Below are 25,470 nucleotides of genomic sequence, written 5' to 3'. Positions count from 1 at the left end.
GGTTAGTTTTTTTAATCCGCTTTCCCCTCTATTATAAATAAAAAACTGTTCAGGAACGTCCATGGCCAAACCTATTATCACCCTCAACGGGCTTAAGATCGTCATCATGCTGGGCATGCTGGTGATCATTCTGACCGGCGTTCGTTTTGCGGCCGATATCATCGTGCCTTTTATCCTGGCGCTTTTTATCGCGGTGATCCTCAATCCACTGGTGCAGCGAATGGTGCGGCTGCGCATCCCGCGTGTGCTGGCGATAAGCCTGCTTATCAGTATTATTATCGTTGCGATGGTGCTGTTAGTCGCCTATCTGGGCACCTCCCTGAACGAGCTGGCGCGGACGCTACCGACATACCGCTCTTCCCTGGCGACCCCGCTGCTGCAAATTGAACCCTGGCTGCAACGCGCGGGTATCGAAGTCTCGGTTGAGGAACTGCTTAAATACATCGATCCGAATGCCGCCATGACGATTGTCACCAGCCTGCTGGCACAACTCTCCAACGCCATGACCTCGATTTTCCTGCTGTTCCTGACGGTTGTGTTTATGCTGCTGGAAGTTCCACAGCTGCCTGCAAAGCTCCAGCACATCATGGTGCGTCCGGTAGAGGGAATGGGCGCCATTCAGCGCGCGCTCGACAGCGTTTCACGCTATCTGGTGCTGAAAACGGCCATCAGCCTGGTGACGGGATTAGTGGTCTGGGGGATGCTCGCCGCGCTGGATGTGCGTTTTGCCTTTGTCTGGGGGCTGCTGGCCTTTGCGCTCAACTATATTCCTAACATCGGCTCCGTGCTGGCGGCGATCCCCCCTATCCTTCAGGTGCTGGTTTTCAGCGGTTTGTATGATGCCCTGATTCTGCTGGCAGGCTATCTGGTGATTAACCTTGTCTTCGGGAACATTCTCGAACCACGGATCATGGGACGCGGGCTGGGGCTTTCAACCCTTGTTGTGTTCCTGTCCCTGATTTTCTGGGGCTGGCTGCTCGGGCCTGTCGGCATGCTGCTCTCAGTTCCACTGACAATTATTGTCAAAATTGGCCTGGAGCAGACTGCCGGTGGACAAAGTATCGCTGTACTGCTGAGCGACATGAGCCATAAGGCCGACTAATTGTCCATCGACAGCATGGGCTTGCCCGTTCTTCCCGCTTCGCGATAGTTGCCTGCTGCCCGCTGCCATTCCGACAGCGGGTAGAGGGTGACATCGCTGCACTGGCTGGCGCGCAGTTTAGGCCAGATGCGCCGAAACTCCGCCTGCCACGCCTCAGCGTTCAGCGCGTCCAGATAGTTACGAATGTGAAACCACGCCACGCGCGGCAACGGCCGCTGCTGCCGGAAGATCTGCCCGGAGAGTAGCCCGTAGCAGACAAAGGTGCCGGTTTCAGGCATCACGCTCAGGATCGTCTCCGCCAGACTGCCGCCCGTGGCGTCGTACACCACCTCCGCTTGCGCGGCGGCAGCATTGACGGCGGCCGTATCATGTTGCGCAATCGGGACGATCCCCATTTCAGCCAGACGTTGAGCGTGCACGGGCGAGCGATGGATCCCGTAAACCGCCTCTGCACCCGCCTGGCGTGCCCATTGTCCGAGCAGAACGGCGCAGTCAGAACCGGCAGCGGTGAGCAGCACCGTTTTCCCGACCGGAGGATAGCGGTCCAGCATCATCTGTGCGGCAAGCGGGTTGATATACGCCCGCGCGGCAAGAAGCGAGTCGACGTCGTCCGGGACGGGAACCGCATACGCCGCCGGGCAGTCGACATAGCGCTGCCAGGTTCCCTGCCCCCGTAACGGCAGGACCCGCTTGCCCAACAGCGCCGGATAAGCAGCGGGCGTTTCGGTCACTATTCCGACCCCTTCATAACCGGCTATCGCAGGCAGCGGCGTGCGATGGCGATATGCTCCGGTGATGGGGATGAGATCGGAGGCGTTCACCGGGGAAAAAAGCATGCGCACACGTATCTCTCCCGGCTGTCGCGGCGTCAATGGCGTGGTTTCCGCTTGCAGTACCGATTCAGGCTCACCAAACCGGCGATACCAGAGGGCCAGATTACGCATTGCGATCGCGCCATCCCATTTCCGGTGCGACATGTTTCAGGATGGACTCGATCACATGTGCGTTGTATTCCACGCCCAGCTGATTCGGCACGGTAAGTAACAGCGTATCCGCTTCCGCGATCGCTTCATCCTTTTTCAACTGTTCAATCAGCTTGTCTGGCTCTGCGGCATAGCTGCGTCCGAAAATGGCCCGCGTTTTCTCATCCAGATAGCCCACGCTGTCGCTCTCATTGCGGCTTGAGCCGAAATACATCCGGTCGCGATCGTCCATCAGGGCAAAAATACTGCGGCTGACCGAAACGCGTGGCTGACGGGTATGCCCTGCCTCAGCCCAGGCCTGTCGGTAGGCACGGATCTGTTTTGCCTGCTGAATATGGAACGGCTCGCCGGTTTCATCATCTTTCAGCGTTGAGCTTTGCAGGTTCATCCCCAGTGTTGCCGCCCATACTGCCGTTGCATTAGAGCCAGCCCCCCACCAGATACGATCGCGTAAGCCTTCTGAATGCGGCTCCAGACGCAACAATCCCGGCGGGTTTGGGAACATCGGCTGTGGGTTAGGCTTTGCAAACCCTTCACCGCGTAATACGTCAAGCAGTACCTCAGTGTGGCGGCGCGCCATATCAGATTCGTTTTCCCCTTCCTGCGGCACGTAACCAAAATAACGCCAGCCATCAATCACCTGCTCCGGGGAACCCCGGCTGATACCAAGCTGTAATCGCCCGCCGGAGATGAGATCTGCCGCGCCAGCATCTTCCGCCATATACAGCGGATTTTCATACCGCATGTCGATCACGCCCGTCCCGATTTCAATGCGTTTGGTTTTCGCGCCTATTGCCGCCAGCAAGGGGAATGGCGAACTGAGCTGGCGGGCAAAGTGATGCACACGGAAATAAGCCCCGTCCGCGCCCAGCTCTTCGGCGGCGACCGCCAGATCGATGGACTGTAGCAGCGTGTCAGCCGCGGTTCGCGTGCCGGACTGGGGTGACGGCGTCCAGTGACCAAACGACAAAAATCCGATCTTTTTCATAGTGGAGTATCCTGATAAAGCATTGCGTTATCCCTACTCTACGCATTAACGGATGAGAATAAATGGTGATTATTTAACGGAATGCTTCAAATAAACTGACAGAAATACGCAAATCGCACGCTGCCTTCCCGCAGAGGAGGCATTCTCCTGACATCTCATAATGGGATATAGTGTGAACTATTCTCTTTTTAACAGGTAACATCAGCAATGGCTCTGATCCCCAAAAACTACGCACGGCTGGAAAGCGGCTACCGTGAAAAAGCGCTAAAAATCTACCCCTGGGTTTGTGGACGCTGCTCGCGTGAGTTTGTTTATTCAAATCTTCGTGAACTCACGGTTCACCATATCGACCACGATCACACCAATAACCCGGAAGATGGCAGTAACTGGGAGCTGTTGTGCCTGTTTTGTCACGATCACGAACACTCAAAGTACACCGAAGCGGATCAGTATGGCACCACCGTTGTCGCGGGTGAGGATGCGCAAAAAGACGTGGGTGTCGCCACGTTTAACCCCTTTGCCGATCTCAAGGCGATGATGAACAAGAAGAAGTAATATCGACGGCTTCACTGCCCATACCTGTCGTATGGGCACTTATATTCCTTAAACATTTCATTAAATACCCTTTCCGCCAGATTTGCCTCGCCGCCATTCTGAACATAACCCTCTCCCTCCTGCACCCGTACGACGTCACTCCTCGTTCCCCCCTTGATCTTTGCTATCAACATACAATACTGTATATAAATACAGTCTTAATTAACGGTGATCATAATGCAGTTTTTCACCCCTCCTGGCGATACCAGAGCGAGCTGACCATGTTTGCACTGTGTGATGTGAACGCTTTCTATGCTTCCTGTGAAACGGTTTTTCGCCCGGACCTGAAGGGACGACCGGTGGTCGTGTTGTCCAATAACGATGGGTGCGTCATCTCTCGCTCCGCTGAAGCCAAACCCTTTGTGAAAATGGGTGAACCGTACTTCAAACAGAAAGATCTCTTCAGGCATCATGGCGTGGTTTGTTTCAGCAGTAATTATGAACTTTACGCGGATATGTCCAACCGGGTAATGAACACGCTTGAAGAGATGTCGCCTCGTAGCGAAATATACTCAATTGATGAGATCTTTTGCGATCTTACCGGCGTGCGTAATTGTCGCGATCTTTCCGATTTTGGGCATGAAATGAGAGCGACCGTACTGCAACGCACCCATCTGACCGTCGGGGTGGGCATCGCACCCACAAAGACGCTGGCGAAACTGGCAAATCACGCGGCGAAACGCTGGCAGCGCCAGACGGGAGGCGTTGTTGATTTATCCAATGTAGATCGTCAGAGAAAGCTGATGGCGGCGCTACCCGTCGAAGACGTTTGGGGTGTAGGACGTCGCATAGCGAAGAAGCTTGAGATGATGGGGATTAAGACCGTCCTGCAACTGGCAGACACCGATATCCGGTTCATAAGAAAACATTTCAATGTCGTGCTGGAGAGAACGGTGCGTGAATTACGGGGCGAATCGTGTCTTGAACTGGAAGAGTTTGCCCCGGTAAAGCAAGAAATCGTCTGTTCGCGCTCGTTTGGCGAACGCATCACGGAATATGACGATGTACGCCAGGCCATCTGTAGTTATGCCGCCCGGGCAGCAGAAAAACTTCGCAATGAGCATCAGCATTGCCGCTTTATCTCCGTATTTGTTAAAACCTCGCCCTTCGCGCTTAACGAGCCATATTATGGCAATAGCGCGTCGGTAAAACTGCTCACCCCAACCCAGGATAGCCGGGATATTATCGGCGCATCAGTTCGTTGTCTGGATGCGGTCTGGAAGAACGGCCATCGGTACCAGAAAGCCGGAGTGATGCTGGGAGATTTTTATAGCCAGGGCGTCGCGCAACTTAATCTGTTTGACGACAACGCACCCAGGAAAAACAGCCAAAAGTTAATGGATGTATTAGACCATCTGAATGCTGAAAATGGCCGTGGCACGCTTTACTTCGCGGGACAGGGTATACAGCAGCCGTGGCAGATGAAACGGGAAATGCTTTCACCCCGCTACACCACCCGCTTTGCGGATCTCCTCACTGTTAAGTGATATTAACAATTGCTGCTAAGTTGTAATTTTCCCCTTGCCGGACCGGACAAATCGGTTATCGTGCCAGGCAACTTTCGCAGCAATAAAAGACAGTGGGATACGCTATGGCGATTTTTGATGGTCACAATGACCTGTTGCTTAATTTATGGCTTCACCATCGCCAGGATCCGGTAACGGCCTTCTTCTCCGGCATTGAGAACGGACACCTCGATTATCCACGCATGCAGCAAGGCGGATTTTCCGGCGGGCTGTTCGCGCTGTTCGTGCCGCCGCAGGAGTATATCGCCCGCATGGCGCCACAATACGCCAGCGAGCCGTGGCAGCCGGTCGACATTCTCTGGCAGCAGTTGACGATCCTTAAGCAGCTTGTCGCACACTCCGATGGCCGGGCACGATTGTGCCTGAGCGCGGCGGATATCGAACGCTGCCGTCAGGATAAAGTGCTGGCGATGGTGGCGCATATTGAGGGCGCGGGCGGTTTTGACGGCGAGGGAGACGATCTACAGGCTTTCTATGCCGCCGGGGTGCGCAGCATTGGGCCTTTCTGGAACATTGCTAACCGTTTCGGCACCGGCGTTAACGGGGCGTTTCCCGGCAGCCCGGACAGCGGCCCAGGGCTTACCGCTGAGGGTATCGCCCTCATTAAGCACGCTAACGTCCTGAACATGCTGATTGACGTTTCGCATATGAATGAAAAAGCGTTCTGGGATACCGCTCGTCATTCCTCTTCACCGCTGGTCGCCACCCATTCCAACGCCCATACGCTGTGCCCGCAACCGCGCAATCTGACCGATCGGCAGCTACTGGCTATCCGCGACAGCGGCGGCGTGGCAGGCATCAATTTCGGCAACGCGTTTTTGCGCGCCGACGGTAAACGCGATAGCGATACCCCGCTGAGTACGATTGTTCGCCATATCGACTATCTTATTAACATCATGGGTGACGATCATGTCGCGCTGGGCTCCGATTTTGACGGCATTACGTTGCCTGATGACTTACACGATGTGAGTGGTTTACCGCGGCTAATCAGCGCGTTGCGTGACAGCGGCTATGATCAATTTGTGCTGAATAAGCTGCTGTGGGGCAACTGGCAAAAGGTATTGCAAAATGTTTGGCAACAATAGGTTACGTTGTAAACATTAAGTTAATTCCTTACATCTTTCGGGTTGAGCTTTGCCCTCCTGTGACGCATTATTTGATGACCATCACAAAACTGGCACAAACAATGGCGTTAGTGCTGCATTTTTAAAGAGGAAAAAACGATGTGGAAGAAACCTGCTTTTATTGATTTACGTCTTGGCCTGGAAGTGACCCTGTACATTTCCAACCGCTAATCGCTCTGCCCGCCATCCGTGCGGGCATTTTTGTTTGACTACCTGGCCCATCTTCATGTTTATAAAAGTCCTCGGTTCCGCCGCTGGCGGTGGTTTCCCCCAGTGGAACTGTAACTGCGCCAACTGTCAGGGTTTGCGCGACGGTACCCTTCAGGCGACCCCTCGCACCCAGTCGTCGATCATCGTCAGCGATAACGGCAAAGAGTGGGTGCTGTGTAACGCCTCCCCCGATATCAGCCAGCAGATTGCCCATACGCCAGAACTGAATAAGAAAGAGGTTCTGCGCGGCACGCATATTGGCGGCATTATTCTCACCGATAGCCAGATTGACCACACCACCGGGCTGCTCAGCCTGCGCGAGGGGTGCCCGCATCAGGTATGGTGTACGCCGGAGGTGCATGAAGATCTTTCCAGCGGATTCCCGATTTTTACCATGCTCCGGCACTGGAACGGTGGCCTGATTCACCACCCGATCGCGCCGCTCACCGCCTTTAGCGTGGAAGCCTGCCCTGATTTGCAGTTTACCGCTGTCCCCATCGCCAGTAACGCACCGCCCTATTCGCCGTGGCGCGACCGCCCGCTGCCGGGGCATAACGTGGCGCTGTTTATCGAAAACCGCCGCAACGGTCAGACGCTGTTCTACGCACCGGGTCTCGGTGAACCCGATGACACCATCCTGCCGTGGCTTAAAAAAGCGGACTGTCTGCTGATTGACGGTACCGTCTGGCAGGACGATGAACTCCAGGCCACTGGCGTCGGGCGCAATACCGGCCGCGACATGGGCCATCTGGCGCTCGGCGATGAACACGGCATGATGGCGCTGCTGGCCTCGCTGCCGGCAAAGCGCAAGATTCTGATCCACATTAATAACACCAACCCGATCCTTAACGAGCAGTCGCCGCAGCGTCACGCCCTTGCGCAGCAGGGAATAGAAGTGAGCTGGGACGGGATGAACATCACGCTTCAGGACTAACTATGCACATTCGCGAAACGCTCTCACCGCAAGAGTTTGAGCACGCCCTCCGGGCGAAAGGCGCCTACTATCATATTCACCATCCGTACCATATCGCGATGCATAACGGCGAGGCCAGCCGCGAGCAGATCCAGGGCTGGGTGGCGAACCGGTTTTACTACCAGACGACGATCCCGCTGAAAGACGCGGCAATTATGGCGAACTGCCCGGATCCGCACACGCGTCGCAAATGGGTGCAGCGGATCCTCGATCACGACGGCAGCAACGGTCATGACGGCGGTATCGAAGCCTGGCTACAGCTGGGCGAAGCCGTGGGGCTCAGCCGCGAGGACTTAATCAGCGAACGCCACGTGCTGCCCGGCGTCCGTTTCGCCGTCGACGCTTACGTTAACTTCGCCCGCCGCGCCAACTGGCAGGAGGCGGCATGCAGCTCGCTCACCGAACTGTTCGCCCCGCAAATCCATCAGTCGCGTCTCGACAGCTGGCCACAGCACTACCCGTGGATCAAAGAGGAAGGCTATTTTTATTTCCGCAGCCGCCTCAGCCAGGCCAGACGCGACGTTGAACACGGTCTGGAGCTGGCGAAGCGTTACTGCGATAGCGCGGAAAAGCAGAATCGGATGCTGGAGATCCTTCAGTTCAAACTCGATATCCTGTGGTCGATGCTCGACGCGATGACCATGGCCTACGCGCTACAGCGTCCGCCTTATCACACGGTCACCGACAAAGCGGCCTGGCACACAACCCGACTGGTATAAGCATGCAAAAAAACTCCATCGTCGCCTTTCGTCGCGGCTATCGCCTGCAATGGGAAGCCGCTCAGGACAGCCATGTCATCCTCTATCCGGAAGGCATGGCTAAACTCAATGAGACCGCGGCCGCGATCCTCGAACTGGTCGATGGCCAACGCGACGCGGCGGCCATCATTGCCATACTCAACGAACGGTTCCCGGAAGCCGGCGGCGTGGATGACGACGTCGTAGAATTCCTGCAAATCGCTTATCAACAGAAGTGGATTATTTTCCGTGAGCCAGAATAAACCCGCCGTCAATCCACCGCTGTGGCTGCTGGCGGAGCTGACCTATCGCTGTCCGCTACAGTGTCCTTACTGCTCTAACCCGCTGGACTTTGCCCGGCAGGATCAGGAGCTGACCACCGAACAGTGGATTGAGGTTTTCCGCCAGGCGCGGGCGATGGGCAGCGTGCAGATAGGTTTTTCCGGCGGCGAACCGTTGACGCGTAAAGATCTGCCGGAGCTGATCCGCGCCGCCCGCGATCTCGGTTTTTATACCAACCTGATCACCTCGGGAATTGGCCTGACGGAAAGCAAGCTCGACGCGTTCAGCGAGGCCGGTCTGGACCATATCCAGATTAGCTTCCAGGCCAGCGATGAAGTGCTCAACGCTGCGCTGGCGGGAAATAAAAAAGCCTTCCAGCAGAAGCTGGCGATGGCCAAAGCGGTCAAAGCCCGTGATTACCCGATGGTGCTGAATTTCGTCCTGCACCGACATAATATCGATCAGATCGATAAAATCATCGAGCTGTGCATCGAACTGGACGCCGACGACGTCGAACTTGCCACCTGCCAGTTCTACGGTTGGGCGTTCCTTAATCGTCAGGGGCTTCTGCCGACGCGGGAACAGATCGCCCGCGCGGAACGCGTGGTTGCCGAATATCGGCAAAAAATGGCCGCCAGCGGCAATCTGACCAACCTGCTGTTCGTCACCCCCGATTATTACGAAGAGCGGCCAAAAGGTTGTATGGGCGGCTGGGGGTCGATTTTCCTCAGCGTGACCCCGGAAGGCACGGCGCTGCCCTGCCACAGCGCGCGCCAGCTGCCGGTGGATTTCCCGTCGGTGCTTGAGCAGAGCCTGGAATCGATCTGGTATGACTCTTTCGGCTTCAACCGCTATCGCGGGTTTGACTGGATGCCGGAGCCGTGCCGCTCCTGCGATGAAAAGGAGAAGGACTTCGGCGGCTGCCGCTGTCAGGCCTTTATGCTCACCGGGAATGCGGATAACGCCGATCCGGTGTGCAGCAAATCGCCGCATCATCATAAAATCCTCGAGGCGCGACGCGAAGCAGCCTGTAGTGATATGAAGATCGGTCAACTTCAGTTCCGCAACCGTACCCGTTCTCAGCTTATCTATAAAACCCGGGAACTGTAACGATAATGACCACCCGCATCGTGGAACTGGCAGGCGGTTTACGCGCAACGCTGGTGCATCAGCCGCAGGCGACACGCGCGGCGGCGCTGGCGCGCGTGAGTGCCGGAAGCCATCACGAGCCACCGCGCTTCGCCGGTCTTGCGCATTTGCTTGAGCACCTGCTGTTCCGCGGTAGCCAGCGCTATCAGGGCGATGATCGACTCATGGCCTGGGTCCAGCGCCAGGGCGGCAGCGTCAATGCCACCACGCTGGCTCGCCACAGCGCTTTTTTCTTCGACGTTGCCGCCGATAACCTGTCCGACGGCGTCGCGCGGCTGCGGGATATGTTGCAGGCGCCGCTGCTTTCACCGCATGACATACAGCGCGAAGTGGCGGTCATTGATGCGGAAAACCGGCTCATCCAGCAACATGATTCCGCCCGGCGCGAAGCGGCGGCGCGCCACGCGATGGAAGAACCCGCGGTTTTTCGCCGTTTTCAGGTGGGTAGCAAGGAGTCTCTCGGGCAGGACCCGGGATCGCTGCAAGCCGCGTTGCGCGACTTTCATCGTCGCTATTATGTGGCAGGACACCTGCAATTGTGGCTGCAAGGGCCGCAAACGCTGGATGCGCTGGCCGAGCTTGCCCATACGTTTGCGTCAGATTTTGCGTCAGGAGGCATGCCTGAAACCGCTCCCCCGTTGCGTCTCAGCGCTGAAGCAGATTATCAGCTGGCGGTAACGGAGCGACCCGCACTGTGGCGTTGTCCGTTAATCCGAAAAAGTGACAACGTCACTTTATTTCGGGAGTTTTTACTGGACGACGCCCCCGGAAGCCTGATTGCCGGGCTACGGGCGCGTGGACTGGCAGAAGAAGTCGCCCTGAACTGGCTTTATCAGGATGACGATTACGGCTGGCTGGCGCTGACGGTTGATAGCGAACGGCCCGAGGATATTGACCCGCATATTACCCACTGGCTACGGGCGCTACAGCAAACGACGGATGAGCAGCAGCGGCATTATTATCGGCTGGCACAGCAGCGTTTCTGCGCCCTGCCGACGCTGGAGCAGCTGCGCCAGCGGGCATTTGGTTTTGCGCCCGGCGCGGCGCCCGTGGGCTTCTCCGCCTTTTGTGCCGATTTACTGACGGCGCCCACCTCGTATCTGGCCTGCAAAAAAATGGAAACCGCTGAAATTATCGCCAGCCAGGGTTTTGCCCTGCCGCTTAGCCATTGGCGTCGCCAGCCGGTTGCAGATAATAGCCCCATCGCGTTTTCCTTCTACCCGCAGACTGCCAGGTATGCTGCGCCAGCCCCGGCGTCAGAAGCCGCTCCACTGCTGCATTTGTCGGCGCAGACACAACCGCCAACGCTGATCCTGCGCAGGCCTTTTTATTCGCGCGTGGACAGGTCACAGGGGGTGGCGATGGGCAAGCAGTTACGCCCTCTTCTTGCTGAACTGCGCCATATCGACGGCAGCGGCGAGTGGCAAACGGTTGACGGTAGCTGGCAGCTCACCCTGCGGCTTCCTGACGCCATGGTGACGGCGGAACCCATCATCGGGGCGATAATCGATCGCCTCTCCCACCCCGCTCCTGCTATTACGCCAGCGCCAGAAGGCATTGCCATCCGTGAGCTGCTTCAGCAATTGCCTGAACGTCTGGCATCGGACCCGCCACGGGACGGCTGGCTGGCGGCGTTAGTTGGCGGCAGCGCCGGACACGCACACGGGTTAGCCCGGCAGCTTGGCCTGCTCCGGACGCCGGTTAACGCTACGCCGTTGCCGTTAAGCGGTTGTCCCGGCGGGATCGAACACATTCCGCACGCCAGCGCGGATTCGGCGCTGCTGGTGTTTATTCCCCTGCCGCCGGGCGCGTCGCTCGCCGCGCTGCGGCTGCTGGCGTTATGCTGCGAACCGCAATTTTTCCAGCGCCTGCGCGTGGAACAGCAGATTGGCTACGTGGTCAGCTGTCGTTATCAGCGTATTGCCGATCGCGATGGCCTGCTGCTGGCGTTACAGTCGCCTGACCGTTCTCCCGTGAACCTGCTGGGTTGCTGCAAACGATTTTTGCGTGAGCTGACGCCGTGCGATGAGGCAGCGTTCAGCGTGTTGCGACAGCAGCTGGCGACGCAGATCCGCTCACCGATGGATGCCAGCGCCACGGCAGTGGCCGCCCTGCGCCAGCGCTATGGTTTGCCGGTGTTAACGCCGCAGGCTATTGATGCCCTGCAACCTGACGAGATAATCGCGCTATGGCGCGAAATGACTCGCCGTCGCCGACGCTGGCGGGTGCTTTTCACGGGCTGACCAGAACCGACGCTTTCTTCCTGTGCGTGGTTTTCAGTCAAAAAAAAGCCCCGTACTACGACGGGGCCGGGCTGCTTATTTCGCTGTTATTTATCCAGCGCGTAGGCAATCACGTAGTCACCACGATCCGGCGACTGGCGTGCACCGCCGGCAGAGATCAGAATGTACTGTTTGCCGGTTTTCGGTGATACATAGCTGACAGGTCCGCCCTGGCTACCCACCGGGAGACGCGCTTTCCACACTTCTTCCCCCGTAGAAGAATCAAAGGCGCGCAGGTAGTAATCCTGGGTTCCCGCAATGAAGACCAGACCGCCCTGCGTGGCCAGCGTACCGCCCAGCGTCGGCATACCGACAGGCATCTGCATACGCATTTTTACCCCAAACGGACCGGTATCCTGAACGGTACCGACCGGCACCTGCCAGACGATTTTCTGCGTTTTCAGGTCAATGGCGGAGAGGGAACCAAACGGTGGTTTCTGGCACGGAATGCCCAGCGGTGACATGAAACGGTTTTTGTTGACCGAATACGGCGTTCCTTTCATCGGAACGGCGCCCATCCCGGCGTTCACGGCTTCACCGCCTGTGTTTGCCACCGCGCTCTGCGGATCTTGTTTAATCAGCTGGACCCACAGACCCAGACGCATGTCGTTGACGAAGATGTACTGGTTGTTCGGATCCGTGGACAGACTACCCCAGTTCATTCCCCCCAGCGAGCCCGGGAAGCTCAGGGAAATATCGGTTCCCGGCATCGTGTACAGACCGTCATAACGCATTGATTTGAAGCTGATACGACAGGCCAGCTGGTCAAACGGCGTCGCCCCCCACATATCCGATTCTTTCAGGGTTTCCGCGCCAATCTGCGGCATCCCCACAGAGCGCGGCTGCGTTGCCGGGTACTGTTCACGTGGAATATCCGCTGGTTTTACCGGAACCTCTTTCACTTCAGTGAGCGGTTTACCCGTCAGGCGATCAAGAATGTAAATTTGCCCCGCTTTGGTGCCCACCACCACCGCGGGCTTGTTGCCCTCTTTTGTCGGGAAATCAACCAGGCTCGGCTGCATCGGGATATCGAAATCCCAGAGGTCGTTATGCACGGTCTGGTATACCCACTTCTCTTTCCCGGTAGTCGCATCCAGCGCGAGGATTGAGGTGGCGTATTTGTGATCTTCCGGAATACGGTCAGCGCCCCACAGGTCGACAGAGGAACTTCCCATCGGGATAAACACGGTATTCATCGACGCATCCCAGGACATAGGGGCCCAGGAGTTTGCAGAGCTACGTTTGTAGTGTTCGCCCGGCTTCAGAACATAGTTCGGATCCGGATTACGCGGGTCGAACGCCCAGCGCAGCTGGCCGGTGATCACGTCATAACCACGTATAACGCCTCCCGGCATATCGGTGCTGACGTTATCCGCAACGCGGCCGCCAACGACAACCGTCGTACCCGCCAGCGTCGGGGCCGACGTCAGCACGTAGGTGGGATCTGACGCGTCGCCCATCCCTTCATGCAGGTTAACGCTGCCGTTAGTACCGAAGTCCGGGCAGAACTTGCCGTTATCGGCGTCTAACGCGATCAGCTTACCGTCGATGGTGTTCATCAGGATACGGCGCTGGCATGCAGCGCCCGGTGCCACCTGCGCTGGCAGGACCGGCGTGGAGCCAGCTACCGTTGGCTGTGCCAGCGGTTTGGTGGCATCGAAGTACGCCAGGCCACGGCAGCGCATCCAGATTGCAGACTTGGCGTTGATTTCCGCTTTCCAGATCTCTTTCCCGCTATCGGCATCCACGGCAATCACGTTGTTATGCGGCGTACAGAGAAAGACACGATCGCCAACCTGTAGCGGCGTTTGCTGATCTTCTGCGCCATTGCCGTCCGGACTTTCCGGTACGTCACCGGTATGGTAGGTCCAGACCGGTTTCAGGTTTTTCACGTTGTCACGGGTTATCTGGTCCAGCGCCACAAAGCGACTACCGCCAGCCGTATTACCGTAGTGATCCCAGTTCTGCTGTTTCGCATCATCTTTTACCGGCACCAGCGGGCGTTTTTCACCGCTAAACGGCACGGTCGGATGGGGTTGAAACATCTGAACAAAGGTGACGCCCATGGCGATAATAAGGACCGCGCAGACCCCCACGGCTCCTTTTGCGCAGGACGGTTTTCCTTCACGTTTACGCAATGCAGGCCAGGTGGCGGCTGCCAGCACCATCAGCCCGGCGGGTACCATTAAACGGGAAACCAGCGGCCAGAAGTCGAGCCCGGCATCGAAAAATGCCCAAATCAGGGTACCAAGAAACACCAGGGCAAACAGCCCCACGGCAGAGGACTTGCGGCGGAAGAACTGAATCGCAGAGAGCAGAGTGATAACCCCGGCGATGAGAAAATACCAACTCCCCCCCAGGGAAACCAGTTTAAAACCGCCGATGGCAAAAAAGAGCCCCGTTACAAGAAGTATCACACCCACCAGCAGGCACCACGGGCCTAACCAGCCGGATGGGCGGGGATTATTGTCTGACATAAAAATGAATCTCCTGATTACTTTATAACAGCAGGGTTTTATTGACTGCCACGATGCTAAAACCCTGCATAACATCAATTGTTCGTGTGCGAATCATAAATTAAAATTATAATGTAGACAAAATGTATTCTGTCGGAAGAAAAGAAAACTCACTAAAGTGCAGGAACATAACAAAATAAAAAAATGGGATATCACTCTGTAATTCGCCAATACCAGAATATTTGACCAGTCAGTTCCGGCTTATGCGATGAATATCAGGTTTGCCGACAAGACAGCCCGGATAACGTAAGATTTTTGCATGATGAGAATTAACTTATTGCCTATTAATTAAGCTTCACAAACACGATCAGCTCGCGGATTTCACGATATACGTCACTACACCAAAGATATCGAGCGTATCGTCGCTGCCGACAATAATCGGTGAATAGGCGCTGTTCATGGGGTTGAGTTGAATATTGGGACGCAACTGGAGGCGCTTCACGGTAAATTCGCCCTCTACCGCCGCAATCACGATATCGCCATGCTCAGGCTTGCGGGAACTGTCTACCACCAGCAAATCACCGTTATTAATCCCCCCTTCTATCATCGAGTCACCGGCGGCTTTGACAAAGTAAGTGGAGCTGGGATGGGCGACTAATAACTCGTTTAAATCGATACGCCGCTCTACATAATCCGCTGCCGGGCTGGGGAAGCCGCACTGTACTAAGTCGCTGAAAAGTGGAATAGCAACGATTTCACGCAACTCTGCGGGTCTGAAAAAGATCATGATAAACACCTCCACACTGTTTTTATATACAGTAGTTTTAACTGAGGTATCGATCAAGCCATGTCAGCGTAAGCGGCTGGCTACGCCTTAACCGCTTCGCTTATAACCCCCTATAGCAATGAAGATTATTTGCTTTGTAAATTTTTACGTATGGGCAAGCTTAACGCGTCATAAAACATCACTATCAAATCACTTACTAATGACTTCTAAATACACAAAAAACAACTTAGCATCACTGCATAATCACTATCCGTTGACTTTCTATTTAGACTGGCGCATATTTTACAGCACAAATTAACAAGACAATTTTTGGAGGACGTTTTCTATGCCCGCCCGTGATTATCCCGATAAGCGTGTTGCTCGCGGTGTCGCAAAGGAGGCCGAACTCAGGATGTTAAGCGCGCGCATCGATCCTGCGCTGATGGAGTACATCCGCATTACTGCGTATGAAACACGGAAAAGTAAGCAGGAAATCGTGGCGGAAGCATTAGCGCTTCACCGCCAAAGAAGTCAGATTGGATCATAAACAGCAAAAGCCCGAAAAATCCTCCGGGCTTTTGCTGCCATCGGGATTACCCCACCAGCGAATTTAACGTCTCCAGCGCCTCAGGCGGCAATACCAGATCGGCTGCCGCCAGGTTTTCACGCAGATGCGCCACCGACGAGGTTCCCGGGATCAAGAGGATATTTGGCGAGCGTTGCAGCAGCCATGCCAGCGCCACCTGCATCGGCGTCGCGCCCAGTGAATCCGCCACCGCCTGTAGTCCGGAAGATTGCAGTGGCGTGAAACCGCCCAGCGGGAAGAACGGCACCCAGGCAATCCCCTGCTGCGCCAGCGAATCGACCAGCGCATCGTCACCGCGATTCACAACGTTGTACATGTTCTGTACGCACACCACGGAAACCATCTTCTGCGCTTCAGCGACCTGCGAAGCGGTGACGTTGCTCAGCCCAATATGGCGAACCAGCCCCTGCTGTTGCAGCTCCGCAAGGGTGCTCAGCGGCGCGGCAATCGAGCCTTCCGCCGGTCCATGGGCGCTAAACATGATCCGCAGGTTAACCACGTCCAGCACATCCCGCTTCAGGTTACGCAGGTTGTCATGCACCGCCTGCGTCAGCTCCTGCGCGGAAAACGCCGGCAGCCAGGAGGCATCCTCGCCGCGTCGGGCTCCGATCTTGGTCACAATCGTAAGGTCGTCCCGGTACGGATGAAGCGCCTCGCAGATAAGCTGGTTGGTCACATGAGGTCCGTAAAAATCGCTGGTATCAATGTGATTCACACCCGACGCCACCGCTTCACGCAGCACCGCCAGCGCCGCATTTTTGTCTTTTGGCGGACCAAAAACGCCAGGCCCGGCAAGCTGCATCGCGCCATAGCCAAATCGTTTAACCGTACGCGTTCCGAGCGTGAACGTTCCGCTTTTATCTATGCTGCTCATGCTGACCTTCCTCATAAAAAATGATCCGGATTTACAACAGGTTCCGCAACGAAACCATTAGTTAAGCAATAGTAAAATTAAAGTTTAAATTCGCTACGACGATAGTATTGATGTAACCCTGCCTCTTCTCTTACGGATGACCGCCATGCTGAAAAATCTGCACGTGATTACCGGTATTATCTTTGCCCTCACCATATTCTGTCTGCTGCAAGTTGTCACGGGAGGGTTGTTCTACTCTGCCGTTAATAACGATCGTCACAACTTTCAGAACTCCGGGTTACTCAATGCCCAACAGGAGAGCCTGAGCGACAGCGTGAACACGCTGGTGAAAACGCGCGTTACCGTCACCCGCGTGGCGATCCGCTACCTGAAAAACCAGCGCGATCCGGCCTCTCTCGCAGCAATCAACACGCTGTTGGGCACCGCGAACGGTTCGCTGACCAAAGCCGAAGACTATTACAAAAACTGGCAGGCGATTTCGCAGGTGAAGGGCCAGAATGCCGCGCTCACCGAAGAGATGCAGAAAGCCTGGAAGCAAATGCACGAGGTGATGCGCTTGTCCATTGAGTATCTGCGCGCCGATAACTATCAGGCCTATGGCGACCTGGACGCCCAGCAGGCGCAGGATGAGATGGAGGCGGTCTATACCCGCTGGCGCGCTGAAAACAACGTGCTTCTGAAAGCCGCCGCCGAAGAGAATCAGAGCAGCTTTACCCAGATGCAGTGGACGCTGGCGGCGATCTTCCTGACTGTGATCGCCGTGCTGGTGGTGATCTGGCAGGGTTTACAGCACCTGCTCCTGAAACCGCTCAACGCCATCATGAACCATATTCGCACCATCGCGAGCGGCGATCTGACGCAAAATGTCGCGATTACCGGGCGCAACGAGATGGGCCAGCTGGCTGCTGGTCTGCACGAGATGCAGCAGTCGCTGGTGAGCACCGTCAGCGCCGTGCGCGGCAGCACCGATTCGATCTACACGGGCGCAGGAGAAATTGCCGCCGGGAGTAACGACCTTTCCGCGCGAACCGAGCAGCAGGCAGCCTCGCTGGAAGAGACCGCCGCCAGTATGGAAGAGCTGACTGCCACGGTGAAACAGAACTCGGATAACGCCCGTCAGGCGACGCTGCTGGCGAAGAATGCGTCTGAAACCGCCGCTCGCGGCGGTCAGGTGGTGGATAACGTGGTGCGTACCATGAATGACATTGCCGACAGTTCTCAGCAAATTGCGCATATCACCGGCGTTATCGATAGCATTGCCTTCCAGACCAACATTCTGGCGCTCAACGCGGCGGTTGAAGCCGCCCGTGCCGGGGAACAAGGTCGCGGCTTTGCGGTCGTGGCAGGTGAAGTACGGACGCTGGCCAGCCGCAGCGCGCAGGCGGCAAAAGAGATCAAAGGGCTTATCGAGAACTCTGTCAGCCGAGTGAATACCGGCTCGGAACAGGTGAGCGAGGCGGGTGCGACCATGAAAGAGATCGTCGCGGCCGTGACGCGCGTAACCGATATTATGGCTGAGATTTCCTCGGCGTCTGACGAGCAGAGCCGCGGTATAGAGCAGGTCAGCCTGGCGGTCTCGCAGATGGACAGCGTCACGCAGCAAAACGCCGCGCTGGTACAGGAGTCGGCAACGGCGGCGGCAGCGCTGGAAGATCAGTCTGAACAGCTGCGTCAGGCCGTGGCGGCATTCCGGCTGAACGCTCAGGCATCGCTGGCGGCTCGCCCTAAAAACGTGAAAACGCCCGTACTGCTGCGCCCGTCAGCGGCAGGCGCGAATACAGCTGACGCGAACTGGGAAACCTTCTGAGTGACAGGCGGGCATCTCGCCCGCCTTCCTGATTAGCGGCTGCGCTTGGCGTGGCGCTCCCAGTTATCTCGCTTCGCATCCTCTGACTTACGCAACGAGACATAGCATGCTCCGCTGCCGCCGTGATGCGGCTGCGCTTCGCAAAAGGCCTGTACTTCGTCGAACTCGGTCAGCCAGCGCGCAAGATAGCTGCGCACCACGTTAGGATGCGACTGCTGTGCACGCCCTTTACCATGCACGATGATCAGGTTGCGTAGCCCGTCACGTCCGGCCTGGCGAATAAAGGAATAGACCAGCTGGCGGCATTGCTCCGCAGGCTGGCGTAACAGCGTTAAGCTGGCCTGACGGGAATATTTGCCGGAACGCAGCTTATCAAATACCCCCTGCTGTACCCCTTCGCGCTGGTACATGAGCGGCTCGGCAAGGGGCAACAGTTCCAGAAACCCCAGCGTCAGAAAGTTATCGAGCTGCTCAGTATCTATTTCCTGACGCGCCCGCGTGTTGCGGCTCTGCTGCCAGTGAATATCCGCGCAGCGTTTGAGCGGCTGGACATCCTCCATGGCGTCAAGAAAAAGTGATTTGTCGTCAGGGTTCATGGAAATCCTCCGGCTACATCTGAGTGATGTACTATACCTGCGCCCGTTGCGGGTCTCAATCATCCAGGCACAGGTTCAAATAATGGCTTAAGGAACAGATAATCGCAGACGCAATAAATTTAATCTAACCTTAACTTAAATTTCAGCCGTAATTAATTAAATAATTTACGTTAAAAAATCGTGAAATCAATCACTCAACGTCCTTCTCTTTTAAGAAAAAGCTGTTATAACTTAATAAACCTGCCCAATGGATAATGCAAGTAGGATCCGCGAAAGGACGCACGACTGTGTGTACTGTGGAGTCTGTCTGATGTCGGGCAGACTCTATTTTTTTATTGTTGTTATTTTTATTAAATTAATTTCCTGGCTTCCCTTCGAAACTGCGTGATTAATGATTCGGCAAGCGGTGTCTGGCGAGAATCACGACGCTGAATTAAATAATATGCTGCTTTAGGCAGAGTTTCGATAACCGGCAGCATTATCAGACGGTGCGCCAGAAGCGGATCGCAGCCCAGCTCCTGCGGTAAAATGCTGATGAAATCGCTTTGTGCGACGAGGCTAATACAGGAGGAAAAGGTCTCACAGACAACGCCAATTCGCGGTATTTGAGATCGATGGCTAAAAGTATCCTGCAACTGCTTATAATAACTTCCCCGGGGCGTAGGCATCGTCCAGTTATATTGCAAAAGCTCATTAATTGAGGTCGCCCCTGTCGCCGGATGCCCTGCCCGACAAAATACAGCAAAAGGCTTTTCGAACAGCTTTTCAAACGTAAATTCGTGATCGTACGGCCCCTGATAATAGGTATTGATGGTAAAGTCCAGCTCACCCTGACGTAATTCATTAATCATCGACACCAGCTGGCCTTCCATAATCCGGACGTTGACCTGAGGATGCTGCGCATGAAAACGCGTAATGACGGCCGGCATCAGGCTGCGTGAAATACTGGCCCCCATCCCAATATTGATCTGCCCGGCAAGCTCGCCCTGTCGCTGGCGGATGTCATCCTGCGCTGCACGCAGCTCTTCCAGAATCAAATTAGCGCGGTGATAAAACCCTTCCCCGCACTCGGTCAGCGCGACGCCTTTACTCCGGCGCACAAATAGCTGGGCCGCCATACCCTCCTCCAGCTCTTTAATGGATTTGGTCAGCGCGGGCTGCGAAAGATTAAGCGTCCGGCTGGCGCCGCGAATGCTGCCCTGACGCGCCACTTCGACAAACGCCCTGATTTGATGAAATTTAATCTGAAATGACATAACGAGACCGATAACCGTTGTTTATCAGAGTAAAGAAACTGTCATCTACTTTAATGGAAACGGATGTGCGAGGGTAATTCCTGAACGGTTAAAACTGTGAAAAAACGATTAGTGATAAGTAAAAACTATCACAGCGTGAAGCAGTTCACATATTTTAATGATGACAGGAAAAGATATGAACGCACTGGCGCAGTACATTCAGACATTAGCTCCACAACTGAGCGCATGGCGTCGCGATTTCCACCATTTTGCGGAATCCGGCTGGGTAGAGTTTCGAACAGCTGCGAAAGTCGCGGAGATCCTCGACTCGCTGGGCTACGAACTGGCGATGGGGCGCGACGTGGTCGATGCCGAAAGCCGTATGGGACTGCCCGATGACGCCACCCTTTCACGAGAGTTTGCCCGCTCCCGGGCGCAGGGTGCGCCGGAGAAATGGCTGGCGCCGTTTGAGGGCGGATTTACCGGCATTGTGGCGACCCTGAATACCGGACGTCCGGGCCCAACGCTGGCGTTTCGGGTAGACATGGATGCACTTGATTTAAGCGAAGCGCTTGACGAAAGTCATCGCCCCTTCCGCGACGGTTTTGCCTCCTGCAACCCGGGCATGATGCACGCCTGTGGCCACGACGGGCATACCACCATTGGTCTGGGGCTCGCGCAGGTGCTTAAGCAGCATGAAGCGCAGCTCAACGGCATCATCAAACTGATCTTCCAGCCTGCTGAAGAGGGTACGCGCGGCGCGCGGGCTATGGTCGCCGCAGGCGCGCTGGACGGCGTGGACTACTTTACCGCCATTCATATCGGGACCGGCGTTCCGGAAGGGACGGTGATCTGCGGCAGCGATAACTTCATGGCGACCACCAAATTTGACGTGCGCTTTACCGGGGTCGCCGCACACGCTGGCGGTAAACCAGAAGAGGGCCGTAACGCCCTGCTCGCGGCTGCCCAGGCCGCCATCGCGCTGCATGGCATCGCACCACACAGCGAAGGCGCGTCCCGGGTTAACGTCGGGGTCATGCAGGCGGGCAGCGGACGCAACGTGGTTCCGGCTGATGCGTTGCTTAAGGTTGAAACCCGCGGCGAAAGCGAGGCCATTAATCAGTATGTCTTTGAGCGCGCGCAGGCGGTAATTACCGGCGCGGCGGCGCTCTACGGCGTAACAGCCGGGGTAAACCTGATGGGGGCGGCGACCTCCAGCGCCCCTTCTCCGGCCTGGGTCGATTATCTGCGCGAACAGGCAAGCCAGGTGCCCGGCGTGACTCATGCCATTAATAAGGTCAAAGCGCCTGCGGGCTCCGAAGATGCCACGCTAATGATGGCCCGCGTACAGCAGAACGGCGGCATGGCCTCGTATATGGTCTTCGGCACCGAGCTGAGCGCCGGACATCACAACGAAAAATTCGATTTTGATGAGCAGGTGATGAACGTTGCCATCGAAACGCTGGCGCGAACTGCGCTTAATTTCCCGTGGACGCGAGGTGTGTAATGCAGGAGAACTATGCTTTTATCGCTGATGCCATCGACACGCGATGTCAGACGTTTACCGATATTGCCGACGACATCTGGGATCATCCCGAAACGCGCTTCGAAGAGTTCTGGTCCGCCTAACGGCTCGCCAGCGCGCTGGAAGCAGAGGGCTTTACCCTGACGCGGGAAGCCGGAGGCATTCCCAATGCCTTTATTGCCAGCTACGGCAGCGGCAAGCCCGTTATCGCCCTTCTGGGCGAATACGATGCCCTGGCCGGGCTAAGCCAGCAGGCGCACTGCGCGACGGCGCAATCCGCCACCCCGGGGGCGAACGGCCACGGCTGCGGGCATAACCTGTTAGGCACTGCTGCCTTCGCCGGGGCGGTGGCGGTGAAAAGCTGGCTGGAACAACACGGCGGCAGCGGAACGGTACGATTTTACGGCTGCCCCGGCGAGGAAGGCGGCTCCGGTAAAACCTTTATGGTACGTGAAGGTCTGTTTAACGACGTGGACGCTGCCGTGACATGGCACCCGGAGGCCTTTGCCGGGATGTTTAACGTCAGCACGCTGGCCAATATTCAGGCCGCCTGGCGGTTTAAGGGGATCGCCGCTCATGCCGCAAACTCCCCACATCTGGGGCGCAGCGCGCTGGATGCCGTGACGCTGATGACCACCGGTACAAACTTCCTCAACGAACACATCATTGAAAAAGCGCGCGTTCATTACGCCATCACCGATACCGGCGGGATTTCGCCCAACGTGGTACAGGCCCAGGCCGAGGTGCTGTACCTGATCCGCGCCCCGGAGATGGCCGATGCGCAGCAGATCTACGCGCGCATCGAGAAAATCGCCCAGGGTGCGGCGATGATGACCGAAACCACCGTCGAGTGCCGCTTTGATAAAGCCTGCTCCAGCTATCTGCCGAACCGTACGCTCGAAGCGGCGATGTACCGCGCATTGCAGCATTATGGCACGCCGGCCTGGACGGAAGAGGAACGCGAATTTGCCCGTGAAATCCGCGCCACGCTCACGGCAAACGACCTGCAAAACAGCCTGAAAAACATTGCCGCAACGGGGGCCGAAGAGGGAAAAGCGTTTGCCCGACGCCATCAGGAGACGCTGCTGGTGGATGAAGTTGCCCCTTACGCCATCACCGATAACGTGCTGGCAGGCTCCACCGATGTGGGAGATGTCAGCTGGAAGATGCCTGTTGCACAGTGCTTTAGCCCCTGTTTTACCGTCGGCACCCCACTGCATACCTGGCAATTAGTGGCGCAGGGGCGTACCTCAATTGCCCATAAAGGCATGTTGCTGGCCGGAAAAGTGATGGGCGCGACCGCGCTGCATCTGCTTCAGGATGCCGACCTGTTGCGAAAATGCCGGGAAGAGCTCGAACAACACATAACAGAAAAACCGTACGAGTGTCCGATCCCGCAGGGCGTGACACCGTCACCTTTAAAATAAAAAAACACAACACAACAACACAACAACAGTCCCGAGGAACGCCCATGAGTATGTCTTCCATACCTTCGCATTCCCCATCCGGTAAGCTCTATGGCTGGGTTGAAAGGATCGGCAATAAAGTGCCGCACCCTTTCCTGCTTTTTATCTATTTAATTGTCATACTGATGGTCGCGACGGCCGTGCTGTCCGCCTTTGAGGTGAGCGTGCGCAGCCCGGCCGACGGCAGTATGGTAGCAGTGAAAAACCTGCTCAGCGTTGAAGGGTTGCACTGGTTTTTGCCGAACGTGATTAAAAACTTCAGCGGTTTTGCGCCGCTGGGCGCCATCCTGGCGCTGGTGTTAGGCGCGGGACTGGCCGAACGCGTGGGTCTGCTGCCCGCGCTGATGGTGAAAATGGCCTCGCACGTCAGCGCGCGTTATGCCAGCTATATGGTGCTGTTTATTGCCTTCTTCAGCCATATCTCGTCCGACGCGGCGCTGGTGATCATGCCGCCGATGGGGGCGCTGATTTTCCTCGCCGTTGGCCGTCATCCTGTTGCGGGCCTGCTGTCGGCGATTGCGGGCGTCGGCTGTGGGTTTACCGCTAACCTGCTTATCGTGACCACCGATGTGCTGCTCTCCGGCATCAGTACGGAGGCAGCCAGCACCATCGATGCGACTATGCACGTCAGCGTGATCGACAACTGGTACTTTATGGCCAGTTCGGTGATTGTCCTGACGATTGTCGGGGGGCTGATTACCGATAAGATCATTGAGCCGCGCCTGGGTAAATGGGAAGGCCGGAGCGATGAAAAGCTGGAGACGCTGAGCAAAGAGCAGCAGTTCGGCCTGCGCGTAGCCGGGATCGTCTCGCTGGCGTTCATTGCGGTGGTGGCGCTGATGGTGGTGCCGGAAAATGGCGTGCTGCGCGATCCGATCAAACACACCGTACTGCCCTCGCCGTTTATTCAGGGCATTGTGCCGCTGATAATTCTCTTCTTCTTCGTCGTTTCGCTCGCGTTCGGCATCGCCACCGGCAAAATCCGCCGTCAGGGAGATCTGCCGCACCTGATGATCGAGCCGATGAAGGAGATGGCGGGTTTTATCGTGATGGTGTTCCCGCTGGCGCAGTTTGTCGCCATGTTTAACTGGAGCAACATGGGCAAGTTTATGGCCGTGAGCCTGACGGACGCGCTGGAGGCGGCGGGGTTGAGCGGTGTTCCGGCGTTTGTCGGCCTGGCGCTGCTGTCGTCCCTGCTGTGCATGTTTATTGCCAGCGGGTCGGCCATCTGGTCGATTCTGGCGCCCATCTTTATCCCCATGTTTATGATGCTCGGCTTCCATCCTGCATTCGCCCAGATCCTGTTCCGTGTCGCCGATTCCTCGGTGATCCCGCTGGCGCCCGTGTCACCCTTCGTTCCGCTGTTTTTAGGCTTCCTGCAACGCTACAGACCGGAGGCTAAGCTGGGTACCTACTATTCGCTGGTTCTGCCCTATCCGCTTATCTTCTTAGGGGTATGGCTGGTGATGCTGGTGGCGTGGTATCTTGTCGGCCTGCCGATTGGACCGGGTGTTTACCCGAGGCTGAACTAAGGAGTACTGATGCTGAGATTACTCGAAGATAAGATTGCGACGCCGCTGGGGCCGCTGTGGGTTATCGCGGATGAAGCGTTCAATCTGCGCGCGGTTGAATGGGAAGAGCACAGCGACCGGATGGTTGAGCTGCTCAACATCCATTATCGCGCCGAGGGTTACGAGCGTATTACTGCCCGTAATCCTGGCGGGCTGAGCGATAAACTGACGGCCTACTTCGAGGGCGATCTCAGCATTATTAATACCCTGCCAACCGCCACGGCGGGCACCCCTTTCCAGCGCGAGGTGTGGCAGGCGCTGCGTAATATTCCCTGCGGGCAGGTGATGCACTACGGTCAGCTGGCAGAACAGCTTGGCCGTGCCGGCGCGGCGCGCGCGGTCGGTGCGGCAAATGGCTCTAACCCCGTCAGCATTGTGGTGCCTTGCCATCGCGTGATCGGGCGCAACGGCACCCTCACCGGCTATGCCGGGGGCGTACAGCGCAAAGAGTGGCTGCTGCGTCACGAAGGGTATTTCCTGCTGTAATTCCCAGGCTTTTTGTGCTTAATTTTCTTCCTGTTAGGTTCATAATCCTTAATCATTCTGTGGAATTTCAAGGAGATGGCAACACGCTGCCGTCTCTTGTCTTTATTGGGGGTTTGCCAGACTTACGTCCTTACCAAAAAGATGTTAAAATT

At 56.4% G+C, this 25,470-nt stretch carries 22 protein-coding genes and 1 pseudogene; 16 read left to right on the top strand and 7 right to left on the bottom strand.

Features of this window, described 5'->3' with window-relative positions:
• Positions 1-61: 61 nt before the first annotated feature.
• Positions 62-1,102, top strand: coding sequence for an AI-2E family transporter (locus tag ACOTX5_RS13335; protein WP_003857467.1), 1,041 nt, complete (start codon positions 62-64; stop codon positions 1,100-1,102).
• Here the strand turns inward: ACOTX5_RS13335 and ACOTX5_RS13330 are convergent.
• Together ACOTX5_RS13330 and ACOTX5_RS13325 are read right to left on the bottom strand one after the other, a co-directional pair.
• Positions 1,099-2,046 carry a zinc-dependent alcohol dehydrogenase family protein gene (locus ACOTX5_RS13330; RefSeq protein ID WP_045911682.1) on the bottom strand — a complete coding sequence of 316 codons (948 nt, stop codon included), beginning with the start codon at positions 2,044-2,046 and terminating at the stop codon, positions 1,099-1,101. The two genes, ACOTX5_RS13335 and ACOTX5_RS13330, sit on opposite strands and share 4 nt — an antisense overlap.
• A complete protein-coding gene (locus tag ACOTX5_RS13325) occupies positions 2,039-3,073 on the bottom strand; it encodes an LLM class flavin-dependent oxidoreductase (protein ID WP_017384559.1) in 1,035 nt (344 codons plus the stop codon). Before ACOTX5_RS13325 ends, ACOTX5_RS13330 begins: the two co-directional genes overlap by 8 nt.
• A gap of 207 nt (positions 3,074-3,280) precedes the next feature.
• On the opposite strand from ACOTX5_RS13325, the gene yajD reads away from it, so the two are divergent.
• The 9 genes from yajD (at position 3,281) to pqqF (ending at position 11,911) form a co-directional block, all read left to right on the top strand.
• Positions 3,281-3,628 carry an HNH nuclease YajD gene (gene yajD, locus ACOTX5_RS13320; protein WP_006808895.1) on the top strand — a complete coding sequence of 116 codons (348 nt, stop codon included), beginning with the start codon at positions 3,281-3,283 and terminating at the stop codon, positions 3,626-3,628.
• Positions 3,629-3,888: 260 nt separating this feature from the next.
• Complete coding sequence (locus ACOTX5_RS13315) at positions 3,889-5,154, top strand: Y-family DNA polymerase (RefSeq protein ID WP_032609083.1); 1,266 nt, start codon at positions 3,889-3,891, stop codon at positions 5,152-5,154.
• A 104-nt stretch (positions 5,155-5,258) separates the two neighbouring features.
• Positions 5,259-6,278: a dipeptidase gene (locus tag ACOTX5_RS13310; RefSeq protein WP_032670022.1), complete on the top strand. Its 1,020-nt coding sequence runs from the start codon at positions 5,259-5,261 to the stop codon at positions 6,276-6,278.
• 138 nt (positions 6,279-6,416) lie between these two features.
• The gene (gene pqqA / locus ACOTX5_RS13305) at positions 6,417-6,488 is read left to right on the top strand and encodes a pyrroloquinoline quinone precursor peptide PqqA (RefSeq protein ID WP_002905689.1); all 72 of its coding nucleotides are present in this window, start codon (positions 6,417-6,419) and stop codon (positions 6,486-6,488) included.
• Between the two features lie 55 nt (positions 6,489-6,543).
• On the top strand, positions 6,544-7,461 hold the full coding sequence (gene pqqB, locus ACOTX5_RS13300) for a pyrroloquinoline quinone biosynthesis protein PqqB (protein WP_017384563.1): 918 nt from the start codon (positions 6,544-6,546) through the stop codon (positions 7,459-7,461).
• A 2-nt stretch (positions 7,462-7,463) separates the two neighbouring features.
• Positions 7,464-8,219, top strand: a complete 756-nt coding sequence (gene pqqC / locus ACOTX5_RS13295; protein ID WP_023296520.1) for a pyrroloquinoline-quinone synthase PqqC — start codon at positions 7,464-7,466, stop codon at positions 8,217-8,219.
• A gap of 2 nt (positions 8,220-8,221) precedes the next feature.
• Positions 8,222-8,500, top strand: coding sequence for a pyrroloquinoline quinone biosynthesis peptide chaperone PqqD (gene pqqD / locus ACOTX5_RS13290; protein ID WP_003857508.1), 279 nt, complete (start codon positions 8,222-8,224; stop codon positions 8,498-8,500).
• Positions 8,487-9,629: a pyrroloquinoline quinone biosynthesis protein PqqE gene (gene pqqE / locus ACOTX5_RS13285; RefSeq protein ID WP_022651046.1), complete on the top strand. Its 1,143-nt coding sequence runs from the start codon at positions 8,487-8,489 to the stop codon at positions 9,627-9,629. The genes pqqD and pqqE overlap by 14 nt, the downstream gene beginning before the upstream one ends.
• A gap of 5 nt (positions 9,630-9,634) precedes the next feature.
• Positions 9,635-11,911 carry a pyrroloquinoline quinone biosynthesis protein PqqF gene (gene pqqF, locus ACOTX5_RS13280; protein ID WP_045911681.1) on the top strand — a complete coding sequence of 759 codons (2,277 nt, stop codon included), beginning with the start codon at positions 9,635-9,637 and terminating at the stop codon, positions 11,909-11,911.
• Positions 11,912-11,997: 86 nt separating this feature from the next.
• On the opposite strand, the gene ACOTX5_RS13275 is transcribed toward pqqF, so the two are convergent.
• Both ACOTX5_RS13275 and ACOTX5_RS13270 read right to left on the bottom strand, forming a co-directional pair.
• Positions 11,998-14,427: a glucose/quinate/shikimate family membrane-bound PQQ-dependent dehydrogenase gene (locus ACOTX5_RS13275; protein WP_045911680.1), complete on the bottom strand. Its 2,430-nt coding sequence runs from the start codon at positions 14,425-14,427 to the stop codon at positions 11,998-12,000.
• Positions 14,428-14,773: 346 nt separating this feature from the next.
• Positions 14,774-15,193 (bottom strand): translesion error-prone DNA polymerase V autoproteolytic subunit, encoded by a 420-nt coding sequence (locus tag ACOTX5_RS13270; protein WP_003857514.1) that lies wholly within the window; start codon positions 15,191-15,193, stop codon positions 14,774-14,776.
• 325 nt (positions 15,194-15,518) lie between these two features.
• On the opposite strand from ACOTX5_RS13270, the gene ACOTX5_RS13265 reads away from it, so the two are divergent.
• Positions 15,519-15,719 (top strand): hypothetical protein, encoded by a 201-nt coding sequence (locus ACOTX5_RS13265; RefSeq protein ID WP_003857516.1) that lies wholly within the window; start codon positions 15,519-15,521, stop codon positions 15,717-15,719.
• A gap of 46 nt (positions 15,720-15,765) precedes the next feature.
• Here the strand turns inward: ACOTX5_RS13265 and ACOTX5_RS13260 are convergent, their stop codons facing one another.
• Complete coding sequence (locus tag ACOTX5_RS13260) at positions 15,766-16,632, bottom strand: aldo/keto reductase family oxidoreductase (protein WP_045142525.1); 867 nt, start codon at positions 16,630-16,632, stop codon at positions 15,766-15,768.
• A gap of 145 nt (positions 16,633-16,777) precedes the next feature.
• Between ACOTX5_RS13260 and tcp the strand changes: the two genes are divergently transcribed.
• Positions 16,778-18,439 carry a methyl-accepting chemotaxis citrate transducer gene (gene tcp, locus ACOTX5_RS13255; RefSeq protein WP_017384568.1) on the top strand — a complete coding sequence of 554 codons (1,662 nt, stop codon included), beginning with the start codon at positions 16,778-16,780 and terminating at the stop codon, positions 18,437-18,439.
• Between the two features lie 32 nt (positions 18,440-18,471).
• Here the strand turns inward: tcp and smrA are convergent, their stop codons facing one another.
• Positions 18,472-19,035 (bottom strand): DNA endonuclease SmrA, encoded by a 564-nt coding sequence (gene smrA, locus ACOTX5_RS13250; RefSeq protein ID WP_045911679.1) that lies wholly within the window; start codon positions 19,033-19,035, stop codon positions 18,472-18,474.
• Between the two features lie 350 nt (positions 19,036-19,385).
• On the bottom strand, positions 19,386-20,291 hold the full coding sequence (locus ACOTX5_RS13245; protein ID WP_045911678.1) for a LysR family transcriptional regulator: 906 nt from the start codon (positions 20,289-20,291) through the stop codon (positions 19,386-19,388).
• A gap of 175 nt (positions 20,292-20,466) precedes the next feature.
• Here ACOTX5_RS13245 and ACOTX5_RS13240 point away from each other — a divergent pair, with 175 nt between their 5' ends.
• The 4 genes and pseudogenes from ACOTX5_RS13240 to ogt all read left to right on the top strand — a co-directional run bounded on the left by ACOTX5_RS13240 (position 20,467) and on the right by ogt (position 25,318).
• Positions 20,467-21,777 (top strand): M20 family metallo-hydrolase, encoded by a 1,311-nt coding sequence (locus ACOTX5_RS13240; RefSeq protein WP_045911677.1) that lies wholly within the window; start codon positions 20,467-20,469, stop codon positions 21,775-21,777.
• Positions 21,777-23,222, top strand: a pseudogene (locus tag ACOTX5_RS13235) (M20 family metallopeptidase). The gene ACOTX5_RS13240 and the pseudogene ACOTX5_RS13235 overlap by 1 nt, the downstream one beginning before the upstream one ends.
• 44 nt (positions 23,223-23,266) lie before the next feature.
• Positions 23,267-24,793: a p-aminobenzoyl-glutamate transporter gene (gene abgT / locus ACOTX5_RS13230; protein WP_045911675.1), complete on the top strand. Its 1,527-nt coding sequence runs from the start codon at positions 23,267-23,269 to the stop codon at positions 24,791-24,793.
• A gap of 9 nt (positions 24,794-24,802) precedes the next feature.
• The gene (gene ogt, locus ACOTX5_RS13225) at positions 24,803-25,318 is read left to right on the top strand and encodes a methylated-DNA--[protein]-cysteine S-methyltransferase (protein WP_015570643.1); all 516 of its coding nucleotides are present in this window, start codon (positions 24,803-24,805) and stop codon (positions 25,316-25,318) included.
• Positions 25,319-25,470: the final 152 nt, after the last annotated feature.

Origin of the sequence: Enterobacter cloacae complex sp. IR5441, assembly GCF_049238215.1 — a bacterium.
Lineage (GTDB): Bacteria > Pseudomonadota > Gammaproteobacteria > Enterobacterales > Enterobacteriaceae > Enterobacter > Enterobacter hormaechei_C.
The sequence above is the reverse complement of the archived record's forward strand: the minus strand, read 5'-3'. Positions and strand labels throughout refer to the sequence as shown.